Annotated in this window: 23 protein-coding genes and 1 tRNA gene; 18 read left to right on the top strand and 6 right to left on the bottom strand. The window is 67.4% G+C overall.

Annotated features, from left to right (window positions below; translation table 11 throughout):
* The first annotated feature begins 1 nt into the window (after window position 1).
* The 8 genes from DT074_RS13985 to glk all read left to right on the top strand — a co-directional run bounded on the left by DT074_RS13985 (window position 2) and on the right by glk (window position 5,726).
* Complete coding sequence (locus DT074_RS13985) at window positions 2–1,420, top strand: LutB/LldF family L-lactate oxidation iron-sulfur protein (protein WP_119420473.1); 1,419 nt, start codon at window positions 2–4, stop codon at window positions 1,418–1,420.
* Entirely contained in the window at window positions 1,417–2,103 is a 687-nt protein-coding gene (locus DT074_RS13980; RefSeq protein ID WP_119420472.1) for a LutC/YkgG family protein, read from the top strand. The genes DT074_RS13985 and DT074_RS13980 overlap by 4 nt, the downstream gene beginning before the upstream one ends.
* Complete coding sequence (locus DT074_RS13975; RefSeq protein ID WP_368744669.1) at window positions 2,087–2,653, top strand: Smr/MutS family protein; 567 nt, start codon at window positions 2,087–2,089, stop codon at window positions 2,651–2,653. The genes DT074_RS13980 and DT074_RS13975 overlap by 17 nt, the downstream gene beginning before the upstream one ends.
* Window positions 2,650–3,015 (top strand): helix-turn-helix domain-containing protein, encoded by a 366-nt coding sequence (locus tag DT074_RS13970; RefSeq protein ID WP_119420470.1) that lies wholly within the window; start codon window positions 2,650–2,652, stop codon window positions 3,013–3,015. The genes DT074_RS13975 and DT074_RS13970 overlap by 4 nt, the downstream gene beginning before the upstream one ends.
* Before the next feature lie 37 nt (window positions 3,016–3,052).
* Window positions 3,053–3,358, top strand: a complete 306-nt coding sequence (locus DT074_RS13965) for an SH3 domain-containing protein (RefSeq protein WP_162914894.1) — start codon at window positions 3,053–3,055, stop codon at window positions 3,356–3,358.
* Between the two features lie 99 nt (window positions 3,359–3,457).
* Window positions 3,458–3,532, top strand: a tRNA-Gln gene (locus DT074_RS13960).
* A 39-nt stretch (window positions 3,533–3,571) separates the two neighbouring features.
* Window positions 3,572–4,696 carry an amidohydrolase/deacetylase family metallohydrolase gene (locus DT074_RS13955; protein ID WP_119420468.1) on the top strand — a complete coding sequence of 375 codons (1,125 nt, stop codon included), beginning with the start codon at window positions 3,572–3,574 and terminating at the stop codon, window positions 4,694–4,696.
* Between the two features lie 40 nt (window positions 4,697–4,736).
* The gene (gene glk, locus DT074_RS13950) at window positions 4,737–5,726 is read left to right on the top strand and encodes a glucokinase (RefSeq protein ID WP_119420467.1); all 990 of its coding nucleotides are present in this window, start codon (window positions 4,737–4,739) and stop codon (window positions 5,724–5,726) included.
* Between the two features lie 18 nt (window positions 5,727–5,744).
* Here the strand turns inward: glk and DT074_RS13945 are convergent, their stop codons facing one another.
* Both DT074_RS13945 and DT074_RS13940 read right to left on the bottom strand, forming a co-directional pair.
* Window positions 5,745–6,149 carry a hypothetical protein gene (locus DT074_RS13945; RefSeq protein WP_119420466.1) on the bottom strand — a complete coding sequence of 135 codons (405 nt, stop codon included), beginning with the start codon at window positions 6,147–6,149 and terminating at the stop codon, window positions 5,745–5,747.
* 139 nt (window positions 6,150–6,288) lie between these two features.
* The gene (locus DT074_RS13940) at window positions 6,289–8,151 is read right to left on the bottom strand and encodes a PHA/PHB synthase family protein (RefSeq protein WP_119420465.1); all 1,863 of its coding nucleotides are present in this window, start codon (window positions 8,149–8,151) and stop codon (window positions 6,289–6,291) included.
* A 180-nt stretch (window positions 8,152–8,331) separates the two neighbouring features.
* On the opposite strand from DT074_RS13940, the gene DT074_RS13935 reads away from it, so the two are divergent.
* Genes DT074_RS13935 through DT074_RS13925 form a run of 3 tightly spaced genes read left to right on the top strand, consistent with a single transcriptional unit; the run spans window position 8,332 to window position 12,531 of the window.
* Window positions 8,332–10,755 carry a Lon protease family protein gene (locus tag DT074_RS13935; protein ID WP_119420464.1) on the top strand — a complete coding sequence of 808 codons (2,424 nt, stop codon included), beginning with the start codon at window positions 8,332–8,334 and terminating at the stop codon, window positions 10,753–10,755.
* Entirely contained in the window at window positions 10,748–11,548 is an 801-nt protein-coding gene (locus tag DT074_RS13930; RefSeq protein ID WP_119420463.1) for an adenine nucleotide alpha hydrolase family protein, read from the top strand. Before DT074_RS13935 ends, DT074_RS13930 begins: the two co-directional genes overlap by 8 nt.
* Window positions 11,549–11,568: 20 nt before the next feature.
* Window positions 11,569–12,531, top strand: coding sequence for an endonuclease/exonuclease/phosphatase family protein (locus DT074_RS13925; RefSeq protein ID WP_119420462.1), 963 nt, complete (start codon window positions 11,569–11,571; stop codon window positions 12,529–12,531).
* Window positions 12,532–12,535: 4 nt separating this feature from the next.
* Here DT074_RS13925 and DT074_RS13920 read toward each other — a convergent pair whose 3' ends face one another.
* Window positions 12,536–13,582: an amidohydrolase family protein gene (locus tag DT074_RS13920; protein ID WP_119420461.1), complete on the bottom strand. Its 1,047-nt coding sequence runs from the start codon at window positions 13,580–13,582 to the stop codon at window positions 12,536–12,538.
* A gap of 125 nt (window positions 13,583–13,707) precedes the next feature.
* Here DT074_RS13920 and DT074_RS13915 point away from each other — a divergent pair, with 125 nt between their 5' ends.
* A complete protein-coding gene (locus tag DT074_RS13915) occupies window positions 13,708–15,498 on the top strand; it encodes a PHA/PHB synthase family protein (protein ID WP_119420460.1) in 1,791 nt (596 codons plus the stop codon).
* 395 nt (window positions 15,499–15,893) lie between these two features.
* On the top strand, window positions 15,894–16,613 hold the full coding sequence (locus tag DT074_RS13910; RefSeq protein WP_119420459.1) for a response regulator: 720 nt from the start codon (window positions 15,894–15,896) through the stop codon (window positions 16,611–16,613).
* A gap of 24 nt (window positions 16,614–16,637) precedes the next feature.
* On the opposite strand, the gene serA is transcribed toward DT074_RS13910, so the two are convergent.
* Both serA and DT074_RS13900 read right to left on the bottom strand, forming a co-directional pair.
* The gene (serA, locus tag DT074_RS13905; RefSeq protein ID WP_119420458.1) at window positions 16,638–18,215 is read right to left on the bottom strand and encodes a phosphoglycerate dehydrogenase; all 1,578 of its coding nucleotides are present in this window, start codon (window positions 18,213–18,215) and stop codon (window positions 16,638–16,640) included.
* A gap of 5 nt (window positions 18,216–18,220) precedes the next feature.
* Window positions 18,221–19,387 carry a phosphoserine transaminase gene (locus DT074_RS13900; protein ID WP_119420457.1) on the bottom strand — a complete coding sequence of 389 codons (1,167 nt, stop codon included), beginning with the start codon at window positions 19,385–19,387 and terminating at the stop codon, window positions 18,221–18,223.
* A 131-nt stretch (window positions 19,388–19,518) separates the two neighbouring features.
* Here DT074_RS13900 and parA point away from each other — a divergent pair, with 131 nt between their 5' ends.
* A complete protein-coding gene (parA, locus tag DT074_RS13895; protein ID WP_119420456.1) occupies window positions 19,519–20,214 on the top strand; it encodes a ParA family partition ATPase in 696 nt (231 codons plus the stop codon).
* A 73-nt stretch (window positions 20,215–20,287) separates the two neighbouring features.
* Window positions 20,288–20,728: a group I truncated hemoglobin gene (locus tag DT074_RS13890; RefSeq protein WP_119420455.1), complete on the top strand. Its 441-nt coding sequence runs from the start codon at window positions 20,288–20,290 to the stop codon at window positions 20,726–20,728.
* Between the two features lie 15 nt (window positions 20,729–20,743).
* Here DT074_RS13890 and DT074_RS13885 read toward each other — a convergent pair whose 3' ends face one another.
* The gene (locus DT074_RS13885; protein WP_368744667.1) at window positions 20,744–23,128 is read right to left on the bottom strand and encodes a sensor histidine kinase; all 2,385 of its coding nucleotides are present in this window, start codon (window positions 23,126–23,128) and stop codon (window positions 20,744–20,746) included.
* Window positions 23,129–23,255: 127 nt separating this feature from the next.
* Between DT074_RS13885 and purE the strand changes: the two genes are divergently transcribed.
* Genes purE through DT074_RS13870 form a run of 3 tightly spaced genes read left to right on the top strand, consistent with a single transcriptional unit; the run spans window position 23,256 to window position 25,959 of the window.
* Complete coding sequence (purE, locus tag DT074_RS13880) at window positions 23,256–23,741, top strand: 5-(carboxyamino)imidazole ribonucleotide mutase (protein WP_119420454.1); 486 nt, start codon at window positions 23,256–23,258, stop codon at window positions 23,739–23,741.
* Between the two features lie 5 nt (window positions 23,742–23,746).
* Window positions 23,747–24,829: a 5-(carboxyamino)imidazole ribonucleotide synthase gene (locus DT074_RS13875; protein ID WP_368744666.1), complete on the top strand. Its 1,083-nt coding sequence runs from the start codon at window positions 23,747–23,749 to the stop codon at window positions 24,827–24,829.
* Window positions 24,826–25,959 (top strand): aminotransferase class V-fold PLP-dependent enzyme, encoded by a 1,134-nt coding sequence (locus DT074_RS13870; RefSeq protein ID WP_119420452.1) that lies wholly within the window; start codon window positions 24,826–24,828, stop codon window positions 25,957–25,959. The genes DT074_RS13875 and DT074_RS13870 overlap by 4 nt, the downstream gene beginning before the upstream one ends.
* Window position 25,960 lies beyond the last annotated feature (1 nt).

The following is a 25,960-nucleotide window of genomic DNA, read 5'->3' as shown; positions in this document are numbered from 1 at the left end:
CATGCAGTCCACCGCGCATGCCTTCAAGAAGAATGCCGCCAAGGCGCTGGGCGACGCGCAGCTGAAGACCGCGCTCGGCCGTCTGGAGTTGAACTTTCCGGTGCGGCGCAAGGCCGCGATCGACGGCCTGCCGGAATTCGACGCGCTGCGCGACGAGGCGCGCGCCATCAAGACGCACGTGATCGAGAACCTCGACACCTACCTCGAACGGTTCGCCGCGCAGGTGGAATCGCGCGGCGGGCATGTGCACTGGTGCAGCACGCCGGCGCAGGCGCGTGAGACCGTGCTGTCGATCTGCCGCTCGGTCGGCGCCAAGACGGCGACCAAGGGCAAGTCGATGGTGTCGGAGGAGATTGCGCTCAACGATTTCCTCGAGGAGAACGGCGTTCAGCCGATCGAGACCGATCTCGGCGAGTACATCATCCAGCTGGCGGGCGAGCCGCCCTCGCACATCATCGGCCCGGCCGTGCACAAGACCAAGGAGCAGATCACCGAGCTGTTCCATCAGCACCACCAGAAGCTCGGCTATACCGAGCGCCAGACCGAGCCGGAAGCGATGGTCAACGAGGCGCGGCAGATTCTCAGGCGGAAGTATTTCGAGGCCGAGGTCGGCATCACCGGCGCGAATTTCCTGATCGCCGAGACCGGCTCCACCGTGATCGTCACCAACGAAGGCAACGGCGACCTGACCCAGACCCTGCCGAAGGTGCATGTCGTCGTCACCTCGATCGAGAAGGTGGTGCCGACGCTCGAGGATTGCGCGACCATCCTGCGCGTGCTGGCGCGATCGGCGACCGGCCAGGAGATGTCGGTCTACACCACGCTGTCCACCGGGCCGCGACGGCCCGACGACCTGGACGGGCCGGAGCAGTTTCATGTCGTGCTGCTCGACAACGGCCGCTCCGCCATGCTCGGCACCGAGCTGCAGGACCTGCTGCGCTGCATCCGCTGCGGCGCCTGCATGAACCATTGCCCGGTCTATCACGCGGTCGGCGGCCACACCTATGGCTGGGTCTATCCCGGCCCGATCGGCGCCGCCTTGGACCCGCATTTCCTCGGCATCGAGGCGGCACAGCATCTGCCCAACGCCTCCACCTTCTGCGGCCGCTGCGAAAGCGTCTGCCCGATGAAGATCCCGCTGCCCGCGATCATGCGGCACTGGCGTGAGGTGGCGTACGAGCGGAAGGTGGCGCCGTCGCTGCAGCGGGCCGGGATCGAGCTCTGGGCCTGGCTCGCCAAGCGCCCAACGCTCTATCGCGTGGCGACGCGCCTCGCCATCGCCATGCTCGGCGCCGCCGGCCGCAAGCGCGGTCGCTTCGCCAAGCTGCCGCTGGCCGGCGGCTGGACGCAGGTGCGCGACATGCCGGCGCCCGAGGGCGGGACGTTCCACGCCCGCTGGCGGCGCGAACGGGGCACATGAGTTCGGGCCGCGATCGCATCCTGGGCGCGGTGCGCGCCGGCCTCGGCCGCAACGCGCCGAGCGGCACCTCTGTCGCCGCGGTGGAGGACCGCATCGCCCATCCGCGCCGCAACCTCGTCCCGGCGCGGGCGCAGATACCGCCCGAGGCGCAGCTGGAACTGTTCGCAAGCAAGGCCGGCGAGCTGGCCGCGACCGTCGAGCGGGTCGCCTCCCTCGCCGAGGTGCCGAGCCGGGTCACCGAGTACCTGGCCGGACACAACCTTCCCCCGCGGCTGAAATTGTCGCCGGACGCGAGCCTCGACAGCATTCCCTGGGCCGACCGGCCCTTGCTGGAGATCGCGCGTGGCCCGGCAACCATCGATGACGCAACCAGCGTGACGCCGGCTTTCGCCGCGATCGCGGAGACCGGCACGCTGATGCTCTGCTCGGCGCCGACACGGCCGACCACCCTCAACTTCGTGCCCGACAACCACATCGTGGTGCTCGGCAAGAACCAGGTCGTCGGCGCCCTCGAAGATGCCTTCGCCCGGCTGCGTGCCGCGCGCGCGCCGGGCGACATGCCGCGCGCGGTCAATTTCGTTTCCGGCCCGTCGCGCACCGCCGATATCGAGCAGCAGCTGGTCATGGGCGCGCATGGTCCGCGGCGGCTGCATATCATCGTGGTCGATGAGCCGCTCGCCTAAGCCCTCCGGCGCCGATCTCGATCTCTGGCATTCGCTGGCGGCCACGGCCAGGCCTCTGAAAGGGCGCAAGGCAGCGCCTGTCTCTGCTCCTGCCGCGCCAGCGCAGCGCCCGGCCACCGCCGAGATCCCGCCGCCGCCGCCAAAGTCCGGGATCGCCAAGCGGAAGCGGGCCGGACCGCCGCCCATCGACCGCCGCACCGCCGATCGATTGAAGCGAGGCATCATCCCGATCGACGCCCGACTGGATCTGCACGGACTTACCGAGGCCGCCGCGTTCGACGCCCTCGGCGGCTTTGTTCGCCGCTCGGCTGCGGCCGACCGGCGCCACGCCCTGGTCATCACCGGCAAGGGCCGCGACGAGCCCGACCTGCCGGGCCCCATTCCCGCCCGCCGGCGCGGCGTGCTGCGCCAGGCGGTGCCGCGCTGGCTGGCCGAGCCGCCGCTGGCCGACCTGGTGCTGGGCGTGGGTCCGGCCGGCCCCGGACATGGCGGCGACGGCGCGCTCTATGTGCTGTTGCGCCGCCTCAAGCCGAAGGAGTCGAAGCGGTGACTCCGTTCGGCCGGCGCATGCGCGAGCTTCGCGCAATGCGCGGGGTGACCTTGAAGCAGATGGCGGCCGATCTCGGCGTCACCTCGGCCTATCTCTCGGCGCTGGAGCACGGCCATCGCGGGCGGCCGAGCTTCGCCATGGTGGAGCGGCTCTGCAGCTACTTCCTGCTGATCTGGGACGACGCCGAGGCGCTGCACCGCCTCGCCCACCTCTCGCATCCCCGCGTGGTCGTCGATACCAGCGGACTCACGCCCAAGGCGACCGAACTCGCCAATCGTCTGGCCGAGCAGATCGGTGACCTGGATGAGACAACTTTGGACGCGCTGCTGCACCACATCCCGCGCCGGCGCGAATCGCGATAGGTTGGCGCGTTCCTGCACATCCCTCGGGTTCGCCCTCATGTCGATCGCCAAAGCACTTCTGGTGGCCGCCGGCCTCGTGCTGGCCGCCGCCTCGGTCCACGCCGCACCTTCCCCGGCGAAGCCGGCGTCGCCGATCGCGCGGGCCGATCTCGGCCCCGGCACGGTATCCGCCGCGAAAGCCAACTTCCGCACCGAGCCGGACACCAAGTCCAAGGTGATCCAGCAGCTGCGCCAGGGCGCGAAGCTGCAGGTGATCGAGAAGAGCAAGGACGGCCGGTGGATGAAGGTGAAGGTCGGCGACAAGACCGGCTACGTCTTCGCCAAGTTCGTCAAGGTCGGCTGAGCGCCGAATTCTCGCCGAACGGCGCGAAGTACCGGCGTTTTAGGCCGATCAGGCGGCTGGTCATGGCCGGCGCTTCGCGCTAGCTTGCGGCCCCCGAATTGGGGCGTCGCCAAGTGGCAAGGCATCGGATTTTGATTCCGACATACGGAGGTTCGAATCCTCCCGCCCCAACCAGGCTTCCCTGCCGCCGTGCCCAGTTGGAGGCGCCGATCCATGCATGACCTTGTGCTGAAGGGAGGGCGGATCATCGATCCCGCCCAGGGGCTCGATACCGTCGGAGATATCGCTTTCTCCGCCGGCAAGGTCGCCGCCATCGGTCAGGACCTGCACGGCCAGGACATCCGCGATGTCGGCGGCAGGATCGTCTGTCCGGGCCTGATCGACCTCCACACCCATGTCTATTGGGGCGGAACCTCGCTCGGCGTCGCAGCGGAGCCTCTGGCGCGGTCCGGCGCGGTGGCCACCTTCGTCGATGCCGGCAGTGCCGGCCCCGGCAATTTCCATGGCTTCCGCAAGCACGTGATCGATCCGTCGCCGGTGCGCATCCTGCCCTATCTCAACGTCTCGTTCCCCGGCATCTACGCCTTCTCGAAGCCGGTGATGGTGGGTGAATGCGCCGACCTGCGGCTGCTCGACCTCCGGGAATGCCGCCGCGTGGCCCGGGAGAACGCCGATCTGATCGTCGGCATCAAGGTGCGCGTCGGCAAGGTCGCGGGCGGCGACAACGGCATCATGCCGCTCGACATGGCGATCGAGGTGGCGGAAGAGCTCGGCCTGCCGGTGATGGCGCATCTCGACAACCCGCCGCCGGCGCGCAAGGAGGTGCTGGCGCGGCTGCGCAAGGGCGATGTGCTGACCCATTGCTTCCGCCCGTTTCCGAACGCGCCGGCCCGCGCCGACGGACGGGTGCGCGAGGAGGTGCTGGAAGCGCGCGAACGCGGCATCGTCTTCGATATCGGCCATGGCGGCGGCTCGTTCGGCTTCGCCACCACCCGGGCGATGCTCGCGGCCGGCTTCCTGCCCGATGTCATCTCCTCCGACGTGCATGCCGTCTCGATCGAGGGCCCGGCCTTCGACCTGCTGACCACGATGTCGAAGTTCCTCTGCCTCGGCCTCGACCTGCCGACCGTCATCAGGCTGTCGGCGACCAATCCCGCGAAGGCGATCGGGCGGCCCGAGCTCGGCACCCTGACGGTCGGCGCCATCGGCGAGGCCAGCGTCATCGATGTCGTCAAGGGCCGCTTCGACTACGTCGATTCGATCGGCGAGATCCATACCGGCGACCGCCGGCTGCTGGCCGCCGGCCTGGTGCTGAACGGCCGCTGGTGGCACCCCTGACAGCGGTCGCGCCGGACGCGAAGCCGGCTAGGATCGGACCATGACGGCTGCGCCTCGTAAGCCGGCGGCGGCGCAAGCCGCCCCGGCCGCCCTGATCGGCGATATCGGCGGCACCAATGCCCGGTTTGCACTGCTATCAGACGGCGTCGTCGACCGGATGGAGATCCTGCACGTCCGCGATTTCGGCCGCTTCGAGGATGCCGTCCGCGCCTACCTCGCGCGCCGGCAGGGGCGCAATGCCGTCACGGCGGCGGCACTGGCGGTGGCCGGACCGGTCGCGGCCAACCGCTGCGACCTCACCAACAGCGAATGGGTGATCGACGGCAATGCGCTCAGGGCCAGGTTCGGCTTCAGGTCCAGCCGCGTCGTGAACGATTTCGAGGCGCTCGCCTGGTCTCTGCCGGGATTGAGCGGCAGCGACCTGCAGCAGATCGGTGGCGGCCCTGCGCAAGCCGGAGCGCCCATGGCTGTGCTGGGACCGGGCACCGGCCTTGGCGTCGGCCTCTACGTGCCGGGCTCGGGCGGGCCGGCGGTGGTGCCGACCGAAGGCGGTCACGCGACGCTGCCGGCAACGGACGCACGCGAAGCGGATGTCATTGCATATCTGCGCGAGCGGCATGGCCACGTTTCGGCGGAGCGCGCGCTGTCGGGCCAGGGTCTCGAGAATCTCTATCAGGCAGTGATGACTCTGGACGGGGTGGCGGCGCCGCCGCGCGACGCAGCCGGCATCACGGGGGCGGCAATGGACGGCAGCTGCACCGTTGCGAAAGCCGCACTCGATCTGTTCTGCGGCTTTCTCGGCGGTGTCGCCGGCAATCTTGCCCTGACCAGCGGCGCACGCGGCGGTGTCTATATCGGGGGCGGCATCGCACCGCGGATAGCGAGCCATCTCGCGGCTTCGTCGTTCCGCGAAAGGTTCGAAGCCAAGGGGCGCATGTCGGTCTATCTGGCGCCGATCCCGACCTGGATCATCCTGCGCCCGGATGCCGCCTTTGCCGGATTGCGGGCGATCGCGGAGCAGCCCGGCTAGGCGCGCATCTCGCGGCGCTCAGCCGACCTTGGCGAGCTTGGCGACCGGGATGTAGCCGCGCTCGATCACGCGTTCGACCGCCTGGAAGGCATGCGTGATCTCCTCATAGGCGCGCCGCGCCTCGGCGAGGGCGTCGATCATCTCCCGGGGTGGCTTCTTGCCAGCCATCGCGGCCAACTCGATCGCCACCTTGATGTAGCGGGCGCGGGATTCCGCGACGGCTACAGCCAGCTTCAGGAAGCTGTCGCGCGTCAGGTTGGGCGTCTCGCGGCCGATGATCTCGGTATTGGCGCTGAAGATCGCCATCTCGACTTCGTCGCGGAACGCGGCAAGGGCATGCAGAGCGCGCTTGTCCAGCATCTCGCGGGTCATCAGGTGGTCCACCTTCTCCGTCTCGGTAAAGCCGATCACGCGTCCGGCCATGTCGACCTCCTGTTCGTGAATAGGCGTTTCCTCACCGTAAGAATTGCAGAAAATTCGTTGATAAAGCGTTGCGTCCCGTCGATGCGCCCCGGCAGCCCACCGCGGCGCAACCTTGGTTAACAACGGGATCGGATTGCGATCAGGCCTGCAGCACGTAGGTTCCCGGCGCCGGCGCCACGCCGGCGGCCGCCCGCGGCGGCGAAGCCTGCCCGATCGAATGGCGTCCGAGCCATGCCGCCCAGCTTGGCCACCATGAGCCCTGCTGCGCCGGCGTATTGGCGAGCCAGGCCTCGGGGTCCACATACGGATCGTTGGCGCGCCGATGCGTAATCCGATAGCGCCGCCGGGGATTGCCGGGCTCGCTGACGATCCCGGCATTGTGGCCGCCCGAGGTGAGCGCGAAGGTCACGTCCGCGTCGGTCAGCAGATTGATCTTGTAGACCGAACGCCACGGCGCGACATGGTCCCACTCGGTGCCGACGGCGAAGATCGGCACGCGGATATCGGTCAACGCCACGACGCGTCCGTCGACCTCGTATCTCCCGACCGCGAGCTCGTTGTCGAGGAACAGGCGGCGCAGGTACTCGCTGTGCATCCGGTAAGGCAGGCGCGTGGCATCGGCATTCCATGCCATCAGGTCGGTCATCGGCGCCCGCTCGCCCATCATGTACTCGTTGACCATGCGCGACCAGATCAGGTCGTTCGAGCGCAGAAGCTGGAAGGTTCCGGCCATCTGATGCGTGTCGAGGTAGCCGTGCTCCCACATCAGGTCCTCGAGGAACGAGACCTGCGATTCGTCGATGAACAGCGTCAGCTCGCCCGCCTCGGCGAAATCGACCTGTGCGGCAAACAGCGTCATCGACCGCAGGCGATCGCGACGATCGCGTGCCAGCGCGGCGGCGGCGATGGCGAGCAAGGTACCGCCGAGGCAATAGCCGGTCGCATGGACCTTGGCGTCCGGAGCGACGCGCTCGATTTCGTCCAGAGCGGAGAAGATGCCCAGGCGAAGGTAATCCGCCATGCCGACATCCCGCTGCGCCTCGGTGGGGTTTCGCCACGAGATCATGAAGACCGTGAACCCCTGCCCGACCAGATAGCGCACCAGTGAATTCTGCTGCGACAGATCGAGGATGTAGTACTTCATGATCCAGGCGGGCACGATCAGCACCGGCTCGCGCCGGACCTTCGGCGTGGCCGGATCGTATTGCAGCAGCTCGATCAGCTCGTTCCGGTAGACCACACGGCCCGGCGTCGCTGCCACGTCGACGCCGACGCGATAGGCATCGGCACCCACCGGCGGACGCTGCAGAACGTTGCGCCGCCAGTCCTCCAGGAAATTCTGCAGGCCATGCACGAAATTGAGGCCGCCCGTCTCCGCGGCACGCTTCAACACCGCAGGATTGGTCAGCGGGCAGTTGCTGGGCGAGAAGATGTCGGCAATCTGCCGGGCCGTGAAGGCCACGACGTCCTCGTGGTGTCGCGAGACGCCGCGCACGTCCGTCGTCGCGTTGTGCCACCATTGCTGGGTCAGCAGGAAGGCCTGATAGATGGCGTTGAACGGCGGCGCCCGCCATCCCGGATCGGCGAAGCGACGGTCCTGAGGGAGAGGCTCGATGCAGCTATGCGCGCTCGCCGGCGCGCTCGCGCAGTGAACCAGGAAGTCGGCATACCGGGTCCACTTCCGGGCCGCCTTCTCGACCAGCCATGCCTGCTTTCCGGGCGACGTGCCGAGATGATAGGCCCAGTCGAGCCACGCCATCGCCAGCGCCGCAGGCGACAAGCCGTTGGTCAGGCGACCGATGCCGGCGCGCGTGATCCGATCGATCGGCGAGTGATGACCTGCCTCCAGGTCGTCGCTCGCGGGCGGCAACGGGGGGGCAATCACCGCGGGCAGACTGGGCGGCGCGACACGATCAGGCGGCACATGTGTCGCCACAACCTGCTTCTGCCTCGCGCGGCGGGGGCGCGGAGGTTGACGATCTCCGGCGCGGGCTTTCGGCATCGGCTATCCTCCGCATTCAGTTCGATCGTGACGCATCGTTCCGGAAAGGATCGGCCGAACGGCACTGCGCGGCCGGATTGTGGGACATTCCTCGCGTGGCACGATGATACAAATCAACGTCGCGCCGTTGCCGCAATACTAGGTTGGTCTTGCGCCATGTGATCAGAAGGGGAACTTCGCATGACCGAGCTCGTTCCGTTGCCCGCCGACGAGGTCTACAAGGCGTGCGACGCAGCGGCGCTGCCGTTCATGACGACCGCGGAGCTGACGCCCCTGGATCAACCGGTCGGTCAGGCGCGCGCCATGGCAGCGCTCGAGTTCGGCGCTGCCATGCGACGCCAGGGTTACAACCTCTTTGTGCTCGGCCAGTCGGGGAGCGGCCGCTTCTCGATCATCTCCGAGCATTTGAGGCAACGGGCCGCCGGCGAGCCGAGGCCGCAGGCATGGTGCTATGTCCACAATTTCACCGATCCAGGCAAGCCGACGGCCATGGACCTGCCTCCGGGACGAGCCACCGGATTGCGCAAGGCCATGGAGAAGCTGGTGCAGGAGCTGAAGGCAGCACTGCCGGCAGCCTTCGACACGGAAGAATATCGCGGACGGCGGCAGGTGATCGACGAAGAGCTCAAGCGCCGGCACGACACGGCATTCGAGCAGCTTGGCCAGAAGGCGATGGAACGCGGCGTCGTGTTGATCCGGACTCCGCTCGGCATGGGTCTCGCGCCCGTCAAGGGCAACGAGGTGATGCCGCCGGAGGAGTTCGCGCGGCTGCCCCAGGAGGAGCAGACGCGTCTGCGCGAGGCGATGCGCGAAATGCAGGAGGAGTTGGAGGCAACGGTCGCCCGTATCCCGCAATGGCAGCGCGAGCACCGCGAAGCCGTTCGAAAGCTGAACGAGGAGGTGAGCAGTTTCGCGGTTCGCCACCTGATCGGCGAGGTCAGGGCTGATTTCCAGGACATTCCCAAGGCTCTCGCCTATCTCGACGAGGTCGAGCGGGACATCGTGATGAATACCGACGAGTTCCTCGCCGACGGTCAGGGGCCGACCGGCGACGGGACACCGACGCCCGATTTCGCCCGCGACGCCGACAACCATCGCTATCGCCGCTATCGGGTGAATGTCGTCATGGACCACGAGGGGGCCGGCGCGCCTGTGGTCTTCGAAGACCATCCCACGCATCAGGCGCTGGTCGGACGGATCGAGCACGTGGCCCGGTTCGGCGCATTGATGACGGATTTCAATCTGATCAAGCCGGGCGCGCTGCACCGCGCGAATGGCGGCTATCTTCTGCTCGACGCTCGGCGCCTGCTGCAGAACCCCTATGCCTGGGAATCGCTGAAACGGGCCATCCGGGCCCGCCAGATCAGAATAGAATCTCTGGAGCAGCTGCTCGCGCTCGCCGCGACCGTATCGCTCGAGCCAGGTCCCATCCCGCTCGATCTGAAAGTGGTCCTGATCGGCGACCGTTGGATCTACTACCTGCTGTGCCAGCACGATCCGGAATTCAGCGAGCTGTTCAAGGTTGCTGCCGACTTCGAGGACGACGTCGAGCGCACCGACCAGACCACGATCCAGTTCGCACGCCTGCTGGCGACGCTGGCCGGGCGGCACGGCCTGCGTCACCTGGATCGCGCGGCGGCGGCGCTGGCCATCGAGCAGGCAGCGCGCAGCGCCGGCGATGGCGGGCGGCTGTCAACCCGGGTTCGGCCGATCACCGAACTGCTGGAGGAGGCCGACCATCTGGCGGCGGCACGCGGGTCGGAGCGGATCGAGGCGGCCGATATACGCGGCGCGCTGGAGGCACGCCGAGGGCGCCTGGACCGCCTCTATCGTCGTGCCGTAGATCAGATTACCGAAGGCACGCTTCTCATCGACATCGCGGGAAACAGAATCGGCCAGGTCAACGGCCTTTCCGTCACATCGCTCGGCGAGATTGCCTTCGGCCGGCCGGTCCGGATCACCGCGAGCGTGCGGTTCGGGCGCGGCAACGTGGTCGATATCGAGCGCGAAGTGGAGCTCGGCGGGCCGCTGCATTCCAAGGGCGTCCTCATCCTGTCCGGGTTCCTGGCAGGTCGATACCTGCCGGAAAAGCCGCTTTCGTTGAGCGCCAGTCTCGTCTTCGAGCAATCCTATGGCGGAGTCGAAGGCGACAGCGCCTCCTCGGCAGAGCTCTATGCCTTGCTGTCGGCCCTGGCGGGCCTTCCCGTCCGGCAGGACCTCGCGGTCACCGGCTCGGTCAACCAGCACGGGGAGATCCAGGCGATAGGCGGCGTCAACGAGAAGATCGAGGGCTTCTACGACGTGTGTCGCGCCCGCAAGCTCACGGGCAGCCAGGGCGTGCTCATCCCTGCCGCCAATGCAAGGCACCTGATGCTGCGCGAGGACGTCGTCGAAGCGGTGCGCGCCGGCAAGTTCGCCGTCTATCCGGTTCGGACGATCGACGACGGCATAGCGCTGCTGTGCAGCACGCCTGCCGGCGAGCGGGGCGCCGATGGCGTCTACCCTGCCGGCACCGTCAACGGCCTGGTCGAAAAGCGGATCGCGGCCTTTGCAGAGGCCGCCGGCCGGCTCACGGCCCTCGCGAAGGGAGATCGCCATGGCTGACCGCACGGGGGATGTCGGGGCGCGCCATGTCGTCGTCGCCATTTCCGGTTTCGGCGATCTGCGGCCGGTCTTGCGCCAGGCGGCGCGCTTCGCGGCCTCGTTGAAGGCAGACCTTTCGGCATTGCTGGTGGAGGACGAGAGCCTGCACCGGATGGCGGCGTTTCCCTTCGCCGGCCAGGTGAGTCTCGCCACCGCGCAGCACATGCCGATGCAAGCCAGCGATCTGGAGCGCGAGCTTCTCGCCTTCGCGCGGCTGGCCGAGCGGACCATGGCCGAAGCCGCGCGTGAAGCCGGCATCACCGGGAGGATGCAGACGATCCGGGGGCAGTTCGCCGCCTCGGTCCGGGGCGCGGTGCGACCCGGCGACCTGGTGATGCTCTACGCTGCCTCTCCGCCCGGCGCAGGCGGTGGCCGCCGCGGCATGGCGGAAGCCATCCTGACCGAGCTCTCCGATTGCGACGTCCTGCTGCAGAGCTTCAGTGCCGACGCCACCCGAAGCATCGCCGTCTGCGACGACGGGACCGAGGCGGGCAGGCGCGCGATCGAGACTGGCGCTGCCCTGGCGCACGCATTCGCGTCACAACTGACAGTCATCGACGTGGACCACAAGATCAGAGACCTGCCGCCGCAACTGACGCCAAGGCGCACGCGCGACACGGACCTGAGCATCGTGCGATCGGTCCTGCGGCAGGACACACCGTCCATCCTGATCTTGCCCGCCGGCCTCGCGGGCAGGATCGGCGCCGAGCCGTTGGTGCAGACATCGGGCTGCGCCGTGCTGGTCGTTCGCTGACCGCACCGATACGGAATCCGATGCTGAGGCTGCTCACCTACAATCTCGAGAGTCTCGGCGAGCGACCCGGCTCGCCGCCGCTCGACGCTCGCATCGCCGTCCTGCGGCCCCGGTTGACCGGATTGGCAGCCGATATTCTGTGCCTGCAGGAGATCGACGGCCGGCATCCGGCAAAGGGGCGTCCGCGCGAGCCATCGGCGCTGCAGAGGGTCATTGCAGGGACGATCTATGAAGGCTTTCATGTTGCCGTCACGCCGGGGCCCGACGGGGCCGGCGTCGCCGATCGGCACAATCTGATGATCCTGTCGCGGTTGCCGATCGTCTCGACACGGGCCGTTCGCCATGAGCTCGTCGCGCCGCCAGCCCTGCGGACAGGGCCTTTCGGTGAAATCGCGGCGCCGTTCGACCGTCCGCTGCTATACGCCTGCGCGACGCTCGCCGACGGGCAGAAGCTTCACCTGATCAATCTCCACCTGCGCGCGCCGCTGCCGGTTCCGATACCTGGAACACACCCGGATCCCGGCTCGCAGAGCGGCACCGCGCGATGGGCGGCCGGTTATCAGTTGGCCGCGATGAAACGCAGCGCGCAGGCGCTCGAGGCGCGGCTGCTGGTCGACCGCCTGCTTGACGAGGACGCAGGCGCGCTGATCGCCGTGTGCGGCGACCTGAATGCCGGGCCGACGGAAGTGCCGGTGCGGCTGCTGACCGCCGACCGCAGCGATTCTGTCGAGGCACCGTCCGCGGAGCGAGCCCTCGTGCCGCTGGCGGATGCAGTTCCGGCGGAGCGTCGCTTCACCGTGCGGCGTCATGGGCAGCAGGCGCTGGTCGATCACGTACTGGCAAGTCAGCCCTTGGCCGCCCATTGCCGCGCTGTGGAGATCCACAACCAGGGACTGGCCGACGAACGGGACGCAGAGAAAATGGGTGCCAATTTCACCGATTCCACCCATGCGCCGATGGTCGCCGTCTTCGATCTTGCCTGAAGCCTCACTCGGGCAGCCGGTAGACACGCTTTGCCGTGCCTGAAAACAGCGCGGCCTTCTCGGTCGGCGACGCGCCGGCGGCAAGGCGCTTGAAGGCGTTCCACAGGATTCTGTAGCTGCAGGTCACCTTGTCGACCGGGAAGTTGCTCTCGAACATGCATCGATCGGCGCCAAAGGCTTCGATGCAGGTCTCGATCCAGGGCCGCCAGGCCCTGGCCAGCTCTTCGGAACCGGCCGGTTCCGACCGGCGATGGAAATCGAACACTCCGATTTTCATGCCAAGCCCGCCGAGCTTGACCACCACGTTGCTGCAGCCGGCCAGTGCGGCTATTTCGGATTTCCATCGCGCAAAAGTTTCCGCCTCCCGGCCGGCATAGGGCCCGATGCCGATCGGGCCGCCGACATGGTCGAGCACGATTGCGGTGGCCGGGAAGGCGCGTGCGAGATCGGCCACGTCGGACAGTTGCGGATGATAGAGCCAGGCGTCGAACACCAGGTTCAGCCCGGCCAGCTGCGCGAAACCGGTGCGGAAGGCCGGGCTGCGATAGAGGCCCTCCGGCGGATGGGTGTGGCTGTTCCACACTGCCTCGCTGGCGTCCCAGCCCGCGGCATGGCGGATGCCTCTGAACCGGCCGCCGCCGGCCTGCAGATGCGCCTCGAGAACGGGCCGGGCGCGGTCGCCCAGCGTGAGATCGGCAAAGCCGACGATGCCGGCGCAGACACGCGACGCGCCATAGCCGCCGCTCGCGCTCATCGCCGCCACACCATTGACGAACTCGGTTTCGCCGACCGGCCGCATGTCGCTCGCCGCATCGGCCCGATACATAGACATGCACTCCACGAACACCGTCGCGCGAATATCGTGGCCGCTATCCAGGTCGGCCAACAGCTCCGGCAGCAGGTAGGGGTAGCCCTGCCGATCCCAAAGATGGTGGTGCGGATCGACGATCGGCAGCTCCGGCTCCATCGCGGGCTCGTCGACGCGGCCGAGCCAGGCTTCGTCGGGCCGCACGATATTGCCGGATCGCAGACGCGAGGTCGTTTCGTTCATGAGGCGTTCCTCCGCCGATATCGTATCCCGAAACCCCGGGCTCACCACGTGGAAGAGTCGGGACGGGCACCGTATATAAGGCCGGTATGGGCGTCTCGGGGCCGACGGCCACCAGGGAGGAACCAATGAACGATACAACGGCCAAGGTCGGGCCGGACCCCGTCGAACTTGCCCGCAAGCTCGCCGAGCTGGCCGAGAAGGGACAAGCGGCGCTCTCGGAATCGATCAAGGCGGCGGCGCAGGACGATGGCTTCCAGCTGCCCGATCCGGATGCCCTGCAGAGCGCCTTCGTACAGGTCATGCAACGCTGGATGTCGGACCCCTTCCGCGCCGCAGAGGCGCAGATCGACCTGTGGCGCGACTACACCAATCTCTGGATCAATATCGGCCGCCGCATGCGCGGCGAGGAAGTGAAGCCGGTCATCGAGCCGGCCAAGGACGACCGCCGCTTCACCGACAAGGCCTGGAACGAGGAGGTGGCCTACGATTTCGTGAAGCAGGCCTATCTGCTGGGCACCCAGTGGCTGATACAGCAGGTGCGCAGCACGGATGTCGATCCGGCGACGCGGCGCAAGGGCGAGTTCTATGCGCGCCAGTTCGTCGACGCGCTGGCGCCGACGAACTTCGTCGCGCTCAATCCGCAGGTGATGCGGGAGACGCTGGAATCGAACGGCGAAAATCTCGTGCGCGGCCTGGAGAACATGATTGCCGACATCCATCGCGGTCGCGGCCGGTTGAAGGTCAGCATGACCGATTCCGACCAGTTCGAGCTCGGCAAGAATGTCGCGACCTCACCGGGCAAGGTCGTGTTCCAGAACGATCTGATGCAGCTGATCCAGTACGAACCGACCACGCCGACGGTCTATCGCCGGCCGCTGCTGATCGTGCCGCCCTGGATCAACAAGTTCTACATCCTCGACCTGCAGCCGAGGAACTCGTTCATCCGCTGGGCGGTCGAGCAAGGGTTGACGGTCTTCGTCGTTTCCTGGGTCAACCCGGATCACCGGCTCGCCCAGAAGACCTTCGAGGATTACATGGTCGAAGGACCGCTGGCGGCGCTCGACGCCATCGAGCAGGCCACCGGCGAGCGCCAGGCCAATGTGATCGGCTATTGCATCGGCGGCACGCTGATGGCGGCGACGCTCGCCTACATGGCGGCAACCGGCGACGACCGCTTCGTCTCCGCCACCTTCTTCACCGCGCTGACCGACTTCAAGGAGGCGGGTGAGCTCAAGGTCTTCATCGACGAGGAGCAGCTGAAGCGGCTCGAAGCCCATATCAGCGAGAAGGGCTATCTCGAAGGCCGGCACATGGCCAACGTGTTCAACATGATGCGCGACAACGACCTGATTTGGTCGTTCGTGGTGAACAACTATCTGCGCGGGCGCAAGCCGATGGCTTTCGACCTGCTGTACTGGAACGCCGACGCCACCCGTATGCCGGCGCAGATGCACAATTTCTACCTGCGCAACATGTACCTGGAGAACCGGCTGGTTGAGGCGGGCGGGATCACCATGAGGGACGTTCCGATCGATCTCCGCCGCGTCGCGCTGCCGGTCTACCAGCTCTCCACCGAGAGCGACCACATCGCGCCGTGGAAAGCGACCTATGCCGCGAGCCAGCTCTATCGGGGACCCTACCGGTTCGTCCTGTCGGGCTCCGGCCATATCGCCGGCGTGGTGAACCCGCCCTCGGCGCGGAAGTACTGTTTCTGGACGAACCCCGAGAACCCGCCGACGCCGGAACAGTGGTTTGCCGGCGCCGCGCGCCACGAAGGGTCGTGGTGGCCGGATTGGGCGGATTGGATCGCCAACCACGCCGGCGACAAGGTTCAGGCGCGCAAGCCCGGCGACGGGCGCCTTGCGGTGATCGAAGAAGCACCGGGCAGCTACGTCAAGGTGCGCTCGCTTGACTAGCCGGCACTGCGGGGTCGCGACAGATCCGGCCTGGCCTCGCGCCAAGGATTGCCGAACGTGGCGGTGAGCGCCCGCAGGCCGGGATCAACCGGGAAACTTGCGAATAATAACACAATCTCGCTCATACAAGATTTAACATTTTGCCACATAGGGCGGGCAACACTGCATAGTAGGCCATGCAGTGTTACGTTGTTCCGCTTTTCGTTGAATTAGAAGCGAATTATAGGAAGAGTTTCGCGCGCCCAAACCAAACATACTATCTCGCGCACACGATGTCGTTTTACCTTAATATACTCTTACAACTCAAGCGGGGGTCTCCGATTTGACAACTGATATCGATTCTGCTTCCATGAAAAAAGCAGATCGCCGAAAAAGGTTTTTTCAATCAGATACCCATGAAAGCATCGAAGCCCCACCTCCTGATCGTCGAAGACGATGAGGTGATCCGCAGTGTATACACCCAATATTTGACCGAGGCCGGACTCAGCGTCACCGAAGCTTCCACTGGCGCCGAGGCACGGACCTATTTGGCATCCGAGCATCACGATCTCGTGATCTTGGATCTCGGCCTCCCGAACGAGGACGGTCTCGACCTGATCCGCGAGATTCGCAAGCGGGCGAATACTCCGATCGTCATCGTGAGCGGCCGGTCGGATCCGATCGAGCGCGTGGTCGGCCTCGAGGCCGGCGCCGACGATTTCCTGGTCAAGCCGTTCCTCAATCGCGAGCTGCTGGCCCGCGTGCGCGCCGTGTTGCGCCGCCGCGGATGGGAGCAGCCGTCCGGGGCCACCGCCAACGGCGTTCCGACCAGCGGCGTGACGACCTTCCAGGGCTGGCGTCTCGATCTGCCGGCGCGGCGGCTCGAATCGCCGATCGGAGACACGGTGCATGTGACGACGGCCGAGTTCCAGGTTCTCGCCGAACTGGCGCGCCGCATGCCGGAGCCGGTGAGCCGGCGCGACCTTCTGGCGCTGGTGCATCAGCGCGAATGGAGCCCCGCGGACCGGTCGATCGACATCCACATCTCCAACCTGCGGCGCAAGATCGAGGTGGACCCGAAGGTTCCCCGCATCATCATCGGCGTCCGCAATGTCGGCTACGCATTGGCGCCCTGACGCGCCGAGCCCACGCACCGCAATCTAGAACGACAAAGGCGCCGCCTGCCGCACGGCCGGAATGGCGCGCACGGCCTCGAGGACCGCGCCGGGAATCGGGCCGTCCACCTCGACCAGGGCAATAGCGTCCTTGCCCGGCTCGGCCCGTCCCAGATGGAAGGTGGCGATGTTGATCCCGGCATCGCCGAGCAGCGTGCCGAGTCGGCCGATGAAGCCCGGCTTGTCCTCGTTGGTGACATAGAGCATGTGGGGGCCGAGCTCGGCCTCCACCTTGATGCCCTTGACCTCGACGATGCGGGGCCGACGGTCGGCGAACAGCGTGCCGGCCACGTCGCGAGTCCGTTCCGAAGTCTCGACGACCAGCCGCATCAGCGTGTGATAATCCCCTTCGCGGTCGTGCCGCGCCTCGACCACGTCGATGCCGTTCTCCTTCGCGATCACCGGCGCGTTCACCATGTTGACGCTGTCCAGGATCGGCCGCAGCAGCCCCTGCAGGACGATGGCCGTGAGCGGGCGCGTGTTGAGCGAGGCCACATGCCCCTCGTATTCCACCGTCACCTTCTTGATGCCGGGATCCGAGAGCTGGCCGGCGAACGCGCCCATCTGCTCGGCCAGCTTCATGTATGGCCGGAGCTTGGGCGCCTCCTCGGCGGTGACGGAGGGCATGTTGAGCGCGTTGCTCACCGCGCCGAGCAGGAGATAGTCCGACATCTGCTCCGCGATCTGCAGCGCCACGTTCTCCTGCGCCTCGGTGGTCGAGGCGCCGAGATGCGGCGTCGCCACCACGCCCGGCATCTCGAAGAGCGGGTTCGCCCGCGCCGGCTCCTCCACGAACACGTCCAGGGCCGCGCCGCCGACCTGGCCGCTCTTCAGCGCATCGGCCAGGTCCTCCTCGACGATCAGGCCGCCGCGGGCGCAATTGATGATGCGCACCCCCTTCTTGCACTTGGCCAGGGTGTCCTTGCGCAGGATGTGCCGGGTCTGCTCGGTCATCGGCGTATGCAGCGTGATGAAGTCGGCCCGCCCGAGCAGCTCGTCCAGGTCGACCTTCTCCACGCCCAGCTCGACGGCGCGCTCCGGCGACAGGAAGGGGTCGAAGGCGACCACCTTCATCTTCAGGCCGAGCGCCCGGTCGGCGACGATCGAACCGATATTGCCGCAGCCGATCACGCCGAGCGTCTTGCCGAACAATTCGACGCCCATGAAGCGTGTCTTCTCCCACTTGCCCGCCCGGGTCGACCGGTCGGCTTCCGGCAGCTGGCGCGCCAGGGCGAACATCATGGCGATGGCGTGCTCGGCCGTGGTGATCGAATTGCCGAACGGCGTGTTCATCACGCAGACGCCGCGCGCGGTGGCCGCCGGCACGTCCACATTGTCGACGCCGATCCCCGCGCGGCCGACGACCTTCAGCCGGTGCGCCGCAGCCAGCACCTTGGTCGTCACCTTGGTCGCCGAGCGGATGGCGAGACCGTCGTAGTCGCCGATGATGGCGATCAGCTCCTCGGGCTTGAGGCCCGGCTTGAGGTCGACCTCGACGCCGCGGTCGCGAAAGATCGCCACCGCCGACGGCGACAGCTCGTCGGAAATCAGAACCTTGGGCATGGCGTTCAGGCCGTCTTCTTGAAGGTGGGTCGGGTCTCGGCAAAGGCCCAGTCGAGCCAGTGCGTGAGCGCTGCAACGTCGCTCGTCTCGACGGTGGCGCCGCACCAGATGCGGATGCCGGGCGGCGCATCGCGATGGCCGGCGATATCGAAGGCGACGCCCTCCTTCTCGATCGGCGCCACCAGGGCCTTCACCGCGGCCGTCTTGTCGGCATCCGGCAGCGCCAGAAACGCGGGATCGACGATCTTGAGGCAGACGCTGGTGCACGAGCGCGTGACCGGATCCTCGGCCAGGAAATCGACCCAGGGCGTCTTCGCCACCCAGTCGGCGATGACCTCGAGGCTCGCCTCCGAGCGCGCGATCAGGCTCTTGAGGCCGCCGATCCCCTCGGCCCAGCGCAACGCATCGATCTGGTCCTCGGTGCAGAGCAGCGACGGCGTGTTGATGGTCTCGCCGGCGAAGACGCCGTCGATCAGCTTGCCGCCCTTGGTCAGCCGGAAGATCTTGGGCAGCGGCCAGGGCGGCGTGTAGCTCTCGAGTCGCGCGACCGCCCGCGGGCTGAGCGCCAGCATGCCGTGCGCCGCCTCGCCGCCCAGCACCTTCTGCCAGGACCAGGTGACCACATCGAGCTTCGCCCAGGGAAGGTCCATGGCGAAGACCGCCGAAGTGGCGTCGCAGATCGCGAGGCCCTGGCGGTCATCGGCAATCCAATTGCCGTCCGGCACGCGCACGCCGGACGTGGTGCCGTTCCAGGTGAACACCACATCGTGCGACCAGTCGACTTGCGCCAGATCGGGCAGCCGGCCATACGGCGCCGTGATCGGGCGGACGTCCTTCAGCTTCAGCTGCTTGGTGACGTCGTTGACCCATTCGATGCCGAAGCTCTCCCAGCCGAGCAGGTCGACCGGCCGCGCGCCGAGCAGCGACCACAGCGCCATCTCCACGGCGCCGGTATCGGAGGCCGGCACGATGCCCAGGCGGTAGTCGGCGGGCATGCCGAGCAACTGGCGGGACCGGTCGATGACTTCGACCAGCTTCGCCTTGCCTTCCTTGGCGCGGTGCGACCGCCCGAGTGCCGCGTGCTTCAGGTTTTCAGGGGACCAGCCCGGCCGCTTGGCGCACGGACCAGAGGAAAAATGCGGCACGACCGGCCGCAGGTTCGGCTTCTGCATATCTGACGTTCCTTCCAGAACGGCGCGCCCCGTTGGGGGGGCGTGGCCCGGGGACGGCTCTAAGGACGCCGCCCTTTCCTGTCAATGCCGAATCGGGGCACACTGCCGCATTGGACGGATGGAGGCGCAGCATGCCGGCGCGCGTGATCACCGTCGCCCAGCAAAAGGGTGGTGCAGGCAAGACGACGCTGGTCGCCCAGCTTGCCGCCCATTGGGCGAGCCAGCAGCGCCGCGTCGCGCTGATCGATATCGATCCGCAGGAAAGCCTGACGCAATGGTACCGGGTGCGCAGCAAGGCGAACGGCGGTGAAGATCACATCGACCTCAGGTGGGTGTCGGGCTGGCGCACGGGGACGGAAGCCGACCGTCTGAAGAACGATTTCGATCTGATTCTGATCGACAGTCCGCCGCATACCGAGACCGGCGCCAAAGCCGCCGTGCGCGCCGCGGAACTGGTGCTGGTGCCAATGCAGCTTTCGCCGATGGACCTTTGGGCCACCAAGCCGACCATCAAGATGATCCGCGACGAGCGCCGCGACATGATGCTGGTGCTGAACCGGGTGCCGGCGCGGGGCCTGCTGGCGGACGAGATGCGGGCCGCCATCGATGGCGAGCAGCTCGCCGTTGCCGAGGCCGCCCTTGGCAACCGCACCGTCTATGCGGCAAGTCTGCTCAAGGGCAAAGGGGTCACCGAGGTCGCCCCCCGTTCGGCAGCGGCCGAGGAGGTCGCGCGCCTGGCGGACGAAATCGACCAGCACCTGGCGATCGACCGCCACCCTTCGCTCGACGATCGTCCATCGGTCGACCGGCGTCTCGCGAAAGGATGATCGTGAACGCCTTGGCGGCACCGCGCGACGGCCTATAGTCGGGATTCGTTTCGGGCACGGAAGGGGTCGATCCATGCGCATTCTGCAGTGCATCGCGCTGGCCGGCGGGGTACTCCTGGCGGCGAGCTGCGCCCAGCAACAAGCCTCTGCGCCACAATACAAATCGCTCTACGACCGGCTCGGCCAGCAGCCCGGCCTTGTCGTCGTGGTCGACGACTTCGTCGCCAACATCGCGGGCGACAATCGGATCAACCATCGCTTCGCCAAGACCGACATCCCGAAGCTGAAGGCGCATCTGGTCGATCAACTCTGCGAGGCGACCGGAGGCCCCTGCAAGTATACCGGCCGCGACATGGTGACGTCCCACAAGGGCATGAACATCACGGTGGCGGAGTTCAACGCGACGGGCGAAGCGATGCAGAAGGCGCTGCAGAAGAACAAGGTCGCCCAGGCCGATATCGATGCCGTGCTCGGTGCGCTGGGCGGCATGCAGAACGATATCGTCGGCAAGTAGACATAGGCGAAGGCGTCAGGCCGCCGCCTGACCGGCACGCGACGGCAGGCGGCAGGTGACGGTGGTGCCCCGGTCCGGCACCGAGGCGAGGTCGATCTCGCCGCCATGCAGCTCGATGAAGCTCTTGACCAATGCGAGGCCGAGCCCGGCGCCCTGCTGATGATGCCCGGCGCGGCCCTTGCTGAAGCGGTCGAAAGCGAAGGCGCGCTCTTCCTCGGGAATGCCGATCCCGGTATCGGACACGGTCAGGTCGATCTGATCGCCCGACCGCCCCGCGCCGAGGGTGATGCGGCCGCCCGGCGGGGTGAACTTGATGGCATTGCTGACTAGGTTGAACAGGACCTGGCGGATGCGGCGCTCGTCGGCCACGATCAGGCCGATACCGGGCTCGCATTCGAGCTCGAGCGTGAGTTCCTTCTCGCGAGCGCGATGGCGGGCGAGCTTGGCCACGCCGTCGAGCAGCGCGTAGACGTCGATCGGCTTCAGGGCCAACGCCATGTGGCCGGCCTCGATGGTCGCCAGGTCGAGGATGTCGTCGATCAGGTGCAGCAGGATGTGCGAGCTTTCGAGGATGCCCTCGGCGTATTCGCGCTGGCGTGCGTTGAGGTCGCCGAAATACTGGTTCACCAGGATCTCGCCGAAGCCAATCACGGTGTTGAGCGGCGTGCGCAGCTCGTGGCTGACATTGGCGATGAATTCCGATTTCAGCTGATCCGCCGCCTGCAGGGCCTGGTTGCGCTCGATCAGCGCCCGCTCGACATTCACCGAATCGGTGACGTCCCAGAAGGTGAACAGCATCGCGCCGTCCGGCAACGGCACGGTCGCGTAGTCGATCACCTTGCCGATCGCGGTATCGACGCGGCCCGAGGTGCGTTCGCGGTCGTGGAACGGGCCGGTGATGCGGGTGCGCGTCGTGTCCCAGTCGTCCCCGTCGGCCAGCACCGGACGCAGAGCATCGACGACCTCGTCGATATGCGGCACCGATTCGAGCATCCTCGCATCGAGCCGCCAGATGCGGATGAAGGCCGGATTCCACAATTCGAGCCGGCCATCGCCACGGAACACCGCGACGCCTTCGTAGAGATTGTCCAGTGTCGCCCGCTGCACCGCGACCAGCGTGTTGCGCGCGCGCTCCAGCACGAACTGGTTGGTGACGTCCTCATAGGTGACGAGCAAGCCACCGAACGGATGCGGCGTGGTGACCACGCGTAAGGTCCGTTCGTCCGGCAGGTGCATGAGCTCCTCGCGCGGCTCGAGCACGGTGGTGAAGAGCTCGTTGCGCTGCTGCTTCCAGAGCTGCCAGTCCGCCTGCTCCGGCAGTCGCCGGTGCTCGCGCAGATGCTCCAGCAACTCGCCATGGGTCGGCTGCTGTTCGAGAAAGGAATCTTCCAGGCTCCACAGCCGCGCGAAGGCGCGGTTGTACAGGACCAGGCGCCGGCCGGCATCGAACACGCAGATCGCGGTGGCCAGGTTCTGCAGCACCTCGGCATGCGCCGCGATGTGGCGCTTCAGATCGGCGCGGGCGGCATCCTCCTCGGTCGCATCGAAGGCGATGCCTAGGGTGCCGTCATGGAACGGCATCTCGACCACGCGGAAGCGCCGCCGCTCGCCGGCCACCACCAGGCTGCGCAAGGCGGTCTGGCGCTTGCCGGAGGTCCTGGCCTTCATCGCCAGGGCGCGGGCCGCCTGGCGCTCCACCGTCGAGGCAAACTCCATCCGGCCGCTCACGACTTTCGCGGGATCGATCTCCAGCGCGGCCCCGACCGCGCCGTTGACCCAGATCGGATCGAGCGTGGTGTCCCGGCGCCAGACCGGCACCGGCAATTGCATCAGCAAGGAGAGCTGCAGGTCGGCCGCCGCCTGGGTCGCCTCGGCCTGCCGCAGGACGTCGTGTTGCGCGGTGGCGTCGCGCAGCACGATCGACAATGCGCCATCCTTGACGGTGCCTTCGGCCGCCAGGATCTGTCCCCACCGCGTGCCGAGCTCCAGCTGGAACGCGCCGTCCCGGATGGCGGCGTCGAGCGCGGTGGCCGCCTGCGGCGTCAGAATCGCGGATATGTCGGTCGGCGCCTCCGGCAGCGAAAGCAAGCGGAGCAGCGCGGCCGAGGCCGTGATCGTTCCGTCCGCCTCGCGACGCCACAAGGCCGCCGGCACGTCCGAAAGCGCCTTGCGCAGGCGGCGGTTTTCGGTGCTCTGGACTTCGCGCACGCGTTCCGCCTCCTGGCGGCGGCGCGAGGCGCCCAGGCTGACGATCACCGCGCCGGCTGCGGCGAGCAGGCCCAGGGCACCGACGGCCACGCCGATCGCCGTCGCGGCGGTTTGCGCGACGGCCGGGCTGGCGGCCAGAACCATCAGGGATGTTCCGGCCAGGACGGCCGGGCAGCGGTACAAGGTCGGCATGCCCCTCCCGAATCACCCAGAACCTACGCGGCGGGGATCGTCCTAGGCAAGTAACGGCATGTCGTCGGCCGATATTGCAGGTGAGGCGACCCCGCCTATAATCCGCGCCTTTCGCGCGGAGATTGCGATGGCTGAAACGCCGCTGGTCGGCATCATCATGGGAAGCCAATCCGACTGGGCGACGATGAAGCATGCCGCAGAAGTGCTGGCCGAGCTCCGCGTCCCTCACGAGTGCCGCGTCATTTCGGCACATCGGACGCCCCGCCGATTGTACGACTATGCCGAGAAGGCGGCCGCGCGCGGCCTGAAGGTGATCATCGCCGGTGCCGGCGGCGCCGCGCATCTGCCAGGCATGGCAGCGTCGATGACGCGCCTGCCGGTGCTTGGCGTGCCGGTGGAGAGCAAGGCGCTCAAGGGCATGGATAGCCTGTTGTCGATCGTTCAGATGCCGGGCGGCATTCCGGTCGGCACTCTGGCGATCGGCGAGCCGGGAGCCCGCAACGCGGGCCTGCTCGCCGCGCAGATCCTGGCCACCGGCGATGCGCGCCTTGCCAAACGCCTGGAAGCCTGGCGCAAGCGCCAGACCGAACGCGTGCCGGAGGTACCGAGCTGACGCAGGTGATCCCCCCCGGCTCGACGATCGGCATCCTCGGCGGCGGCCAGCTCGGGCGCATGATAGCCCTGGCGGCCGCCCCGCTCGGCTATCGCTGCCACATCTTCTGCCCGGACGACGAGGCGCCGGCGGCCGATGTCGCTGCGACGTGGACGCGCGCCCCCTACGACAATCTCGCCGCGCTGGACGCTTTCGCGGCGGCGATCGACGTCGCCACGGTGGAGTTCGAGAACGTCCCGGCGGCGGCGCTGGAACGGATCGCGGCGGCGAAGCCGATGCGTCCCGGCGCCAACGTGCTTGCGGTCACCCAGGACCGATTGGCCGAGAAGGCGCTGGCAACCCGGCTCGGCATCGCCACGGCGCCCTATTTCGCCGTCAGTTCCGCCATCGAGGCCGGCATCACCGCGCGCCATCTGACCGGCGGCGCCATCCTGAAGACGCGGCGCATGGGCTATGACGGCAAGGGCCAGATTGCCATCGCCGCGGCGACGCCCGACGCCGTCGTCGAGGCCTGGCGGAAGCTCGGCGAAGTGCCCTGCATCCTGGAGGGCTTCGTGGATTTCGCGCTGGAGATCTCGGTCATCATCGCGCGCGGCCCGGACGGCCAGATCGCCGCCTTCGAGCCGTTCGAGAACCGGCACGCCCACCATATCCTGGCGGAGAGCCGTTGGCCGGCGGCCATCGGGCCCGAGATCGTCACGCGCGCCGAGGCCGTGGCCCGCTCGCTCGCCCAGGCGCTCGATCATGTCGGCGTGATGGCGGTCGAGATGTTCGTCACCGCCGGGGGCGAGGTGCTGATGAACGAGATCGCACCACGAGTCCACAATTCCGGCCACCTGACCATCGAGGCAGCCGCCACCAGCCAGTTCGCGCAGCATGTACGGGCCATCTGCGGCCTTCCGCTCGGATCGACGGAGCGTCGGGCGGATGCCGTGATGCGGAACCTGGTGGGCGATGCCGTGCTGGAATGGCCGAAACTGTTGCTCGACGCCGGCAGCCATCTGCATCTCTATGGCAAGTCCGAGATACGCCAGGGCCGCAAGATGGGGCATGTCACGCGGCTGTTTCCGCTGGGAGCCATGACATGATCCCGAGCCAGCGGCACCTCTTCGATATCCCCGACGATATCGCCTATCTGAACTGCGCCTATATGGGGCCGTTGCCGCGCGCCGCGCGCGAAGCGGGCGAGGAAGCGGCCGGACGCAAGGCCCGCGCCTGGGAGATCACGCCGCGCGACTTCTTCACCGAAACGGAGACGGCACGCGACCTGTTCGCGGCCCTGATCGGCGCGACGGCGGAAGATATCGCCATCGTGCCGGCGGCAAGCTATGGCGTCGCCGTCGCGGCGGCCAATCTGCGCCTGCCGCCCGGGCGCCGGGCGCTCGTCCTTGCGCACCAGTTTCCCTCCAACCTCTTTTCCTGGCAGGATCTGGCGGAGCGCGAGGGCGGCGAGGTGGTGACGGTTGCGCGTCCGGAAGATGGGGACTGGACGCGTAGCATTCTGCAGGCGATCGACGAACGCACGGCCATCGCGGCGCTGCCGAACTGCCACTGGACCGATGGCGGATTGATCGATCTTGTCCGCGTCGGCGCCAGATTGCGGGAGGTCGGCGCCGCGCTGGTCATCGACGCCACGCAATCGCTCGGCGCCCTGCCGATCGACATGCGGGCGGTGCAGCCGGATTTCCTGGTCGCGGCCACCTACAAATGGCTGCTCGGTCCCTATTCCTACGGGTTCCTCTACGTTGCGCCCGGCCGCCAGGACGGCCGCCCGATCGAGCAGAACTGGATCGCCCGCGGCGGGTCGGAAGATTTCGCTCGGCTGGTCGACTACCGCGCCGACTTCCAGCCCGGCGCACGTCGCTTCGATGTCGGCGAGAAAGCGAATTTCGGGCTGACGCCGGTCGCCATCGCCTCGCTGCGCCAGATCCACGATTGGGGCGTCGCGGAAATCCAGGCGACCCTGCGCCGGCGCACCGACGCCATCGCCGCACGTGCCCACAATCTCGGGCTGACGGCCGCGCGCGCATCGCTCCGCGCCGGGCATTTCCTGGGCTTGCGCTTCCCAGGCGCGGTTCCGGAGGGGCTGCCGGAAAAGCTTGCGCAGGCCCGCGTCTATGTCAGCGTGCGCGGTCCTGCCATGCGGATCACGCCGCACCTCTACAATACCGACGCCGATATCGATCGCCTGTTCGAGGTGCTCGGCGCCGTGCTCTAGC

Source organism: Desertibaculum subflavum, assembly GCA_003576705.1.
GTDB classification, from domain to species: Bacteria; Pseudomonadota; Alphaproteobacteria; order Ferrovibrionales; family Ferrovibrionaceae; genus Desertibaculum; species Desertibaculum subflavum.
This window is presented reverse-complemented; position numbering and strand designations above follow the sequence as displayed.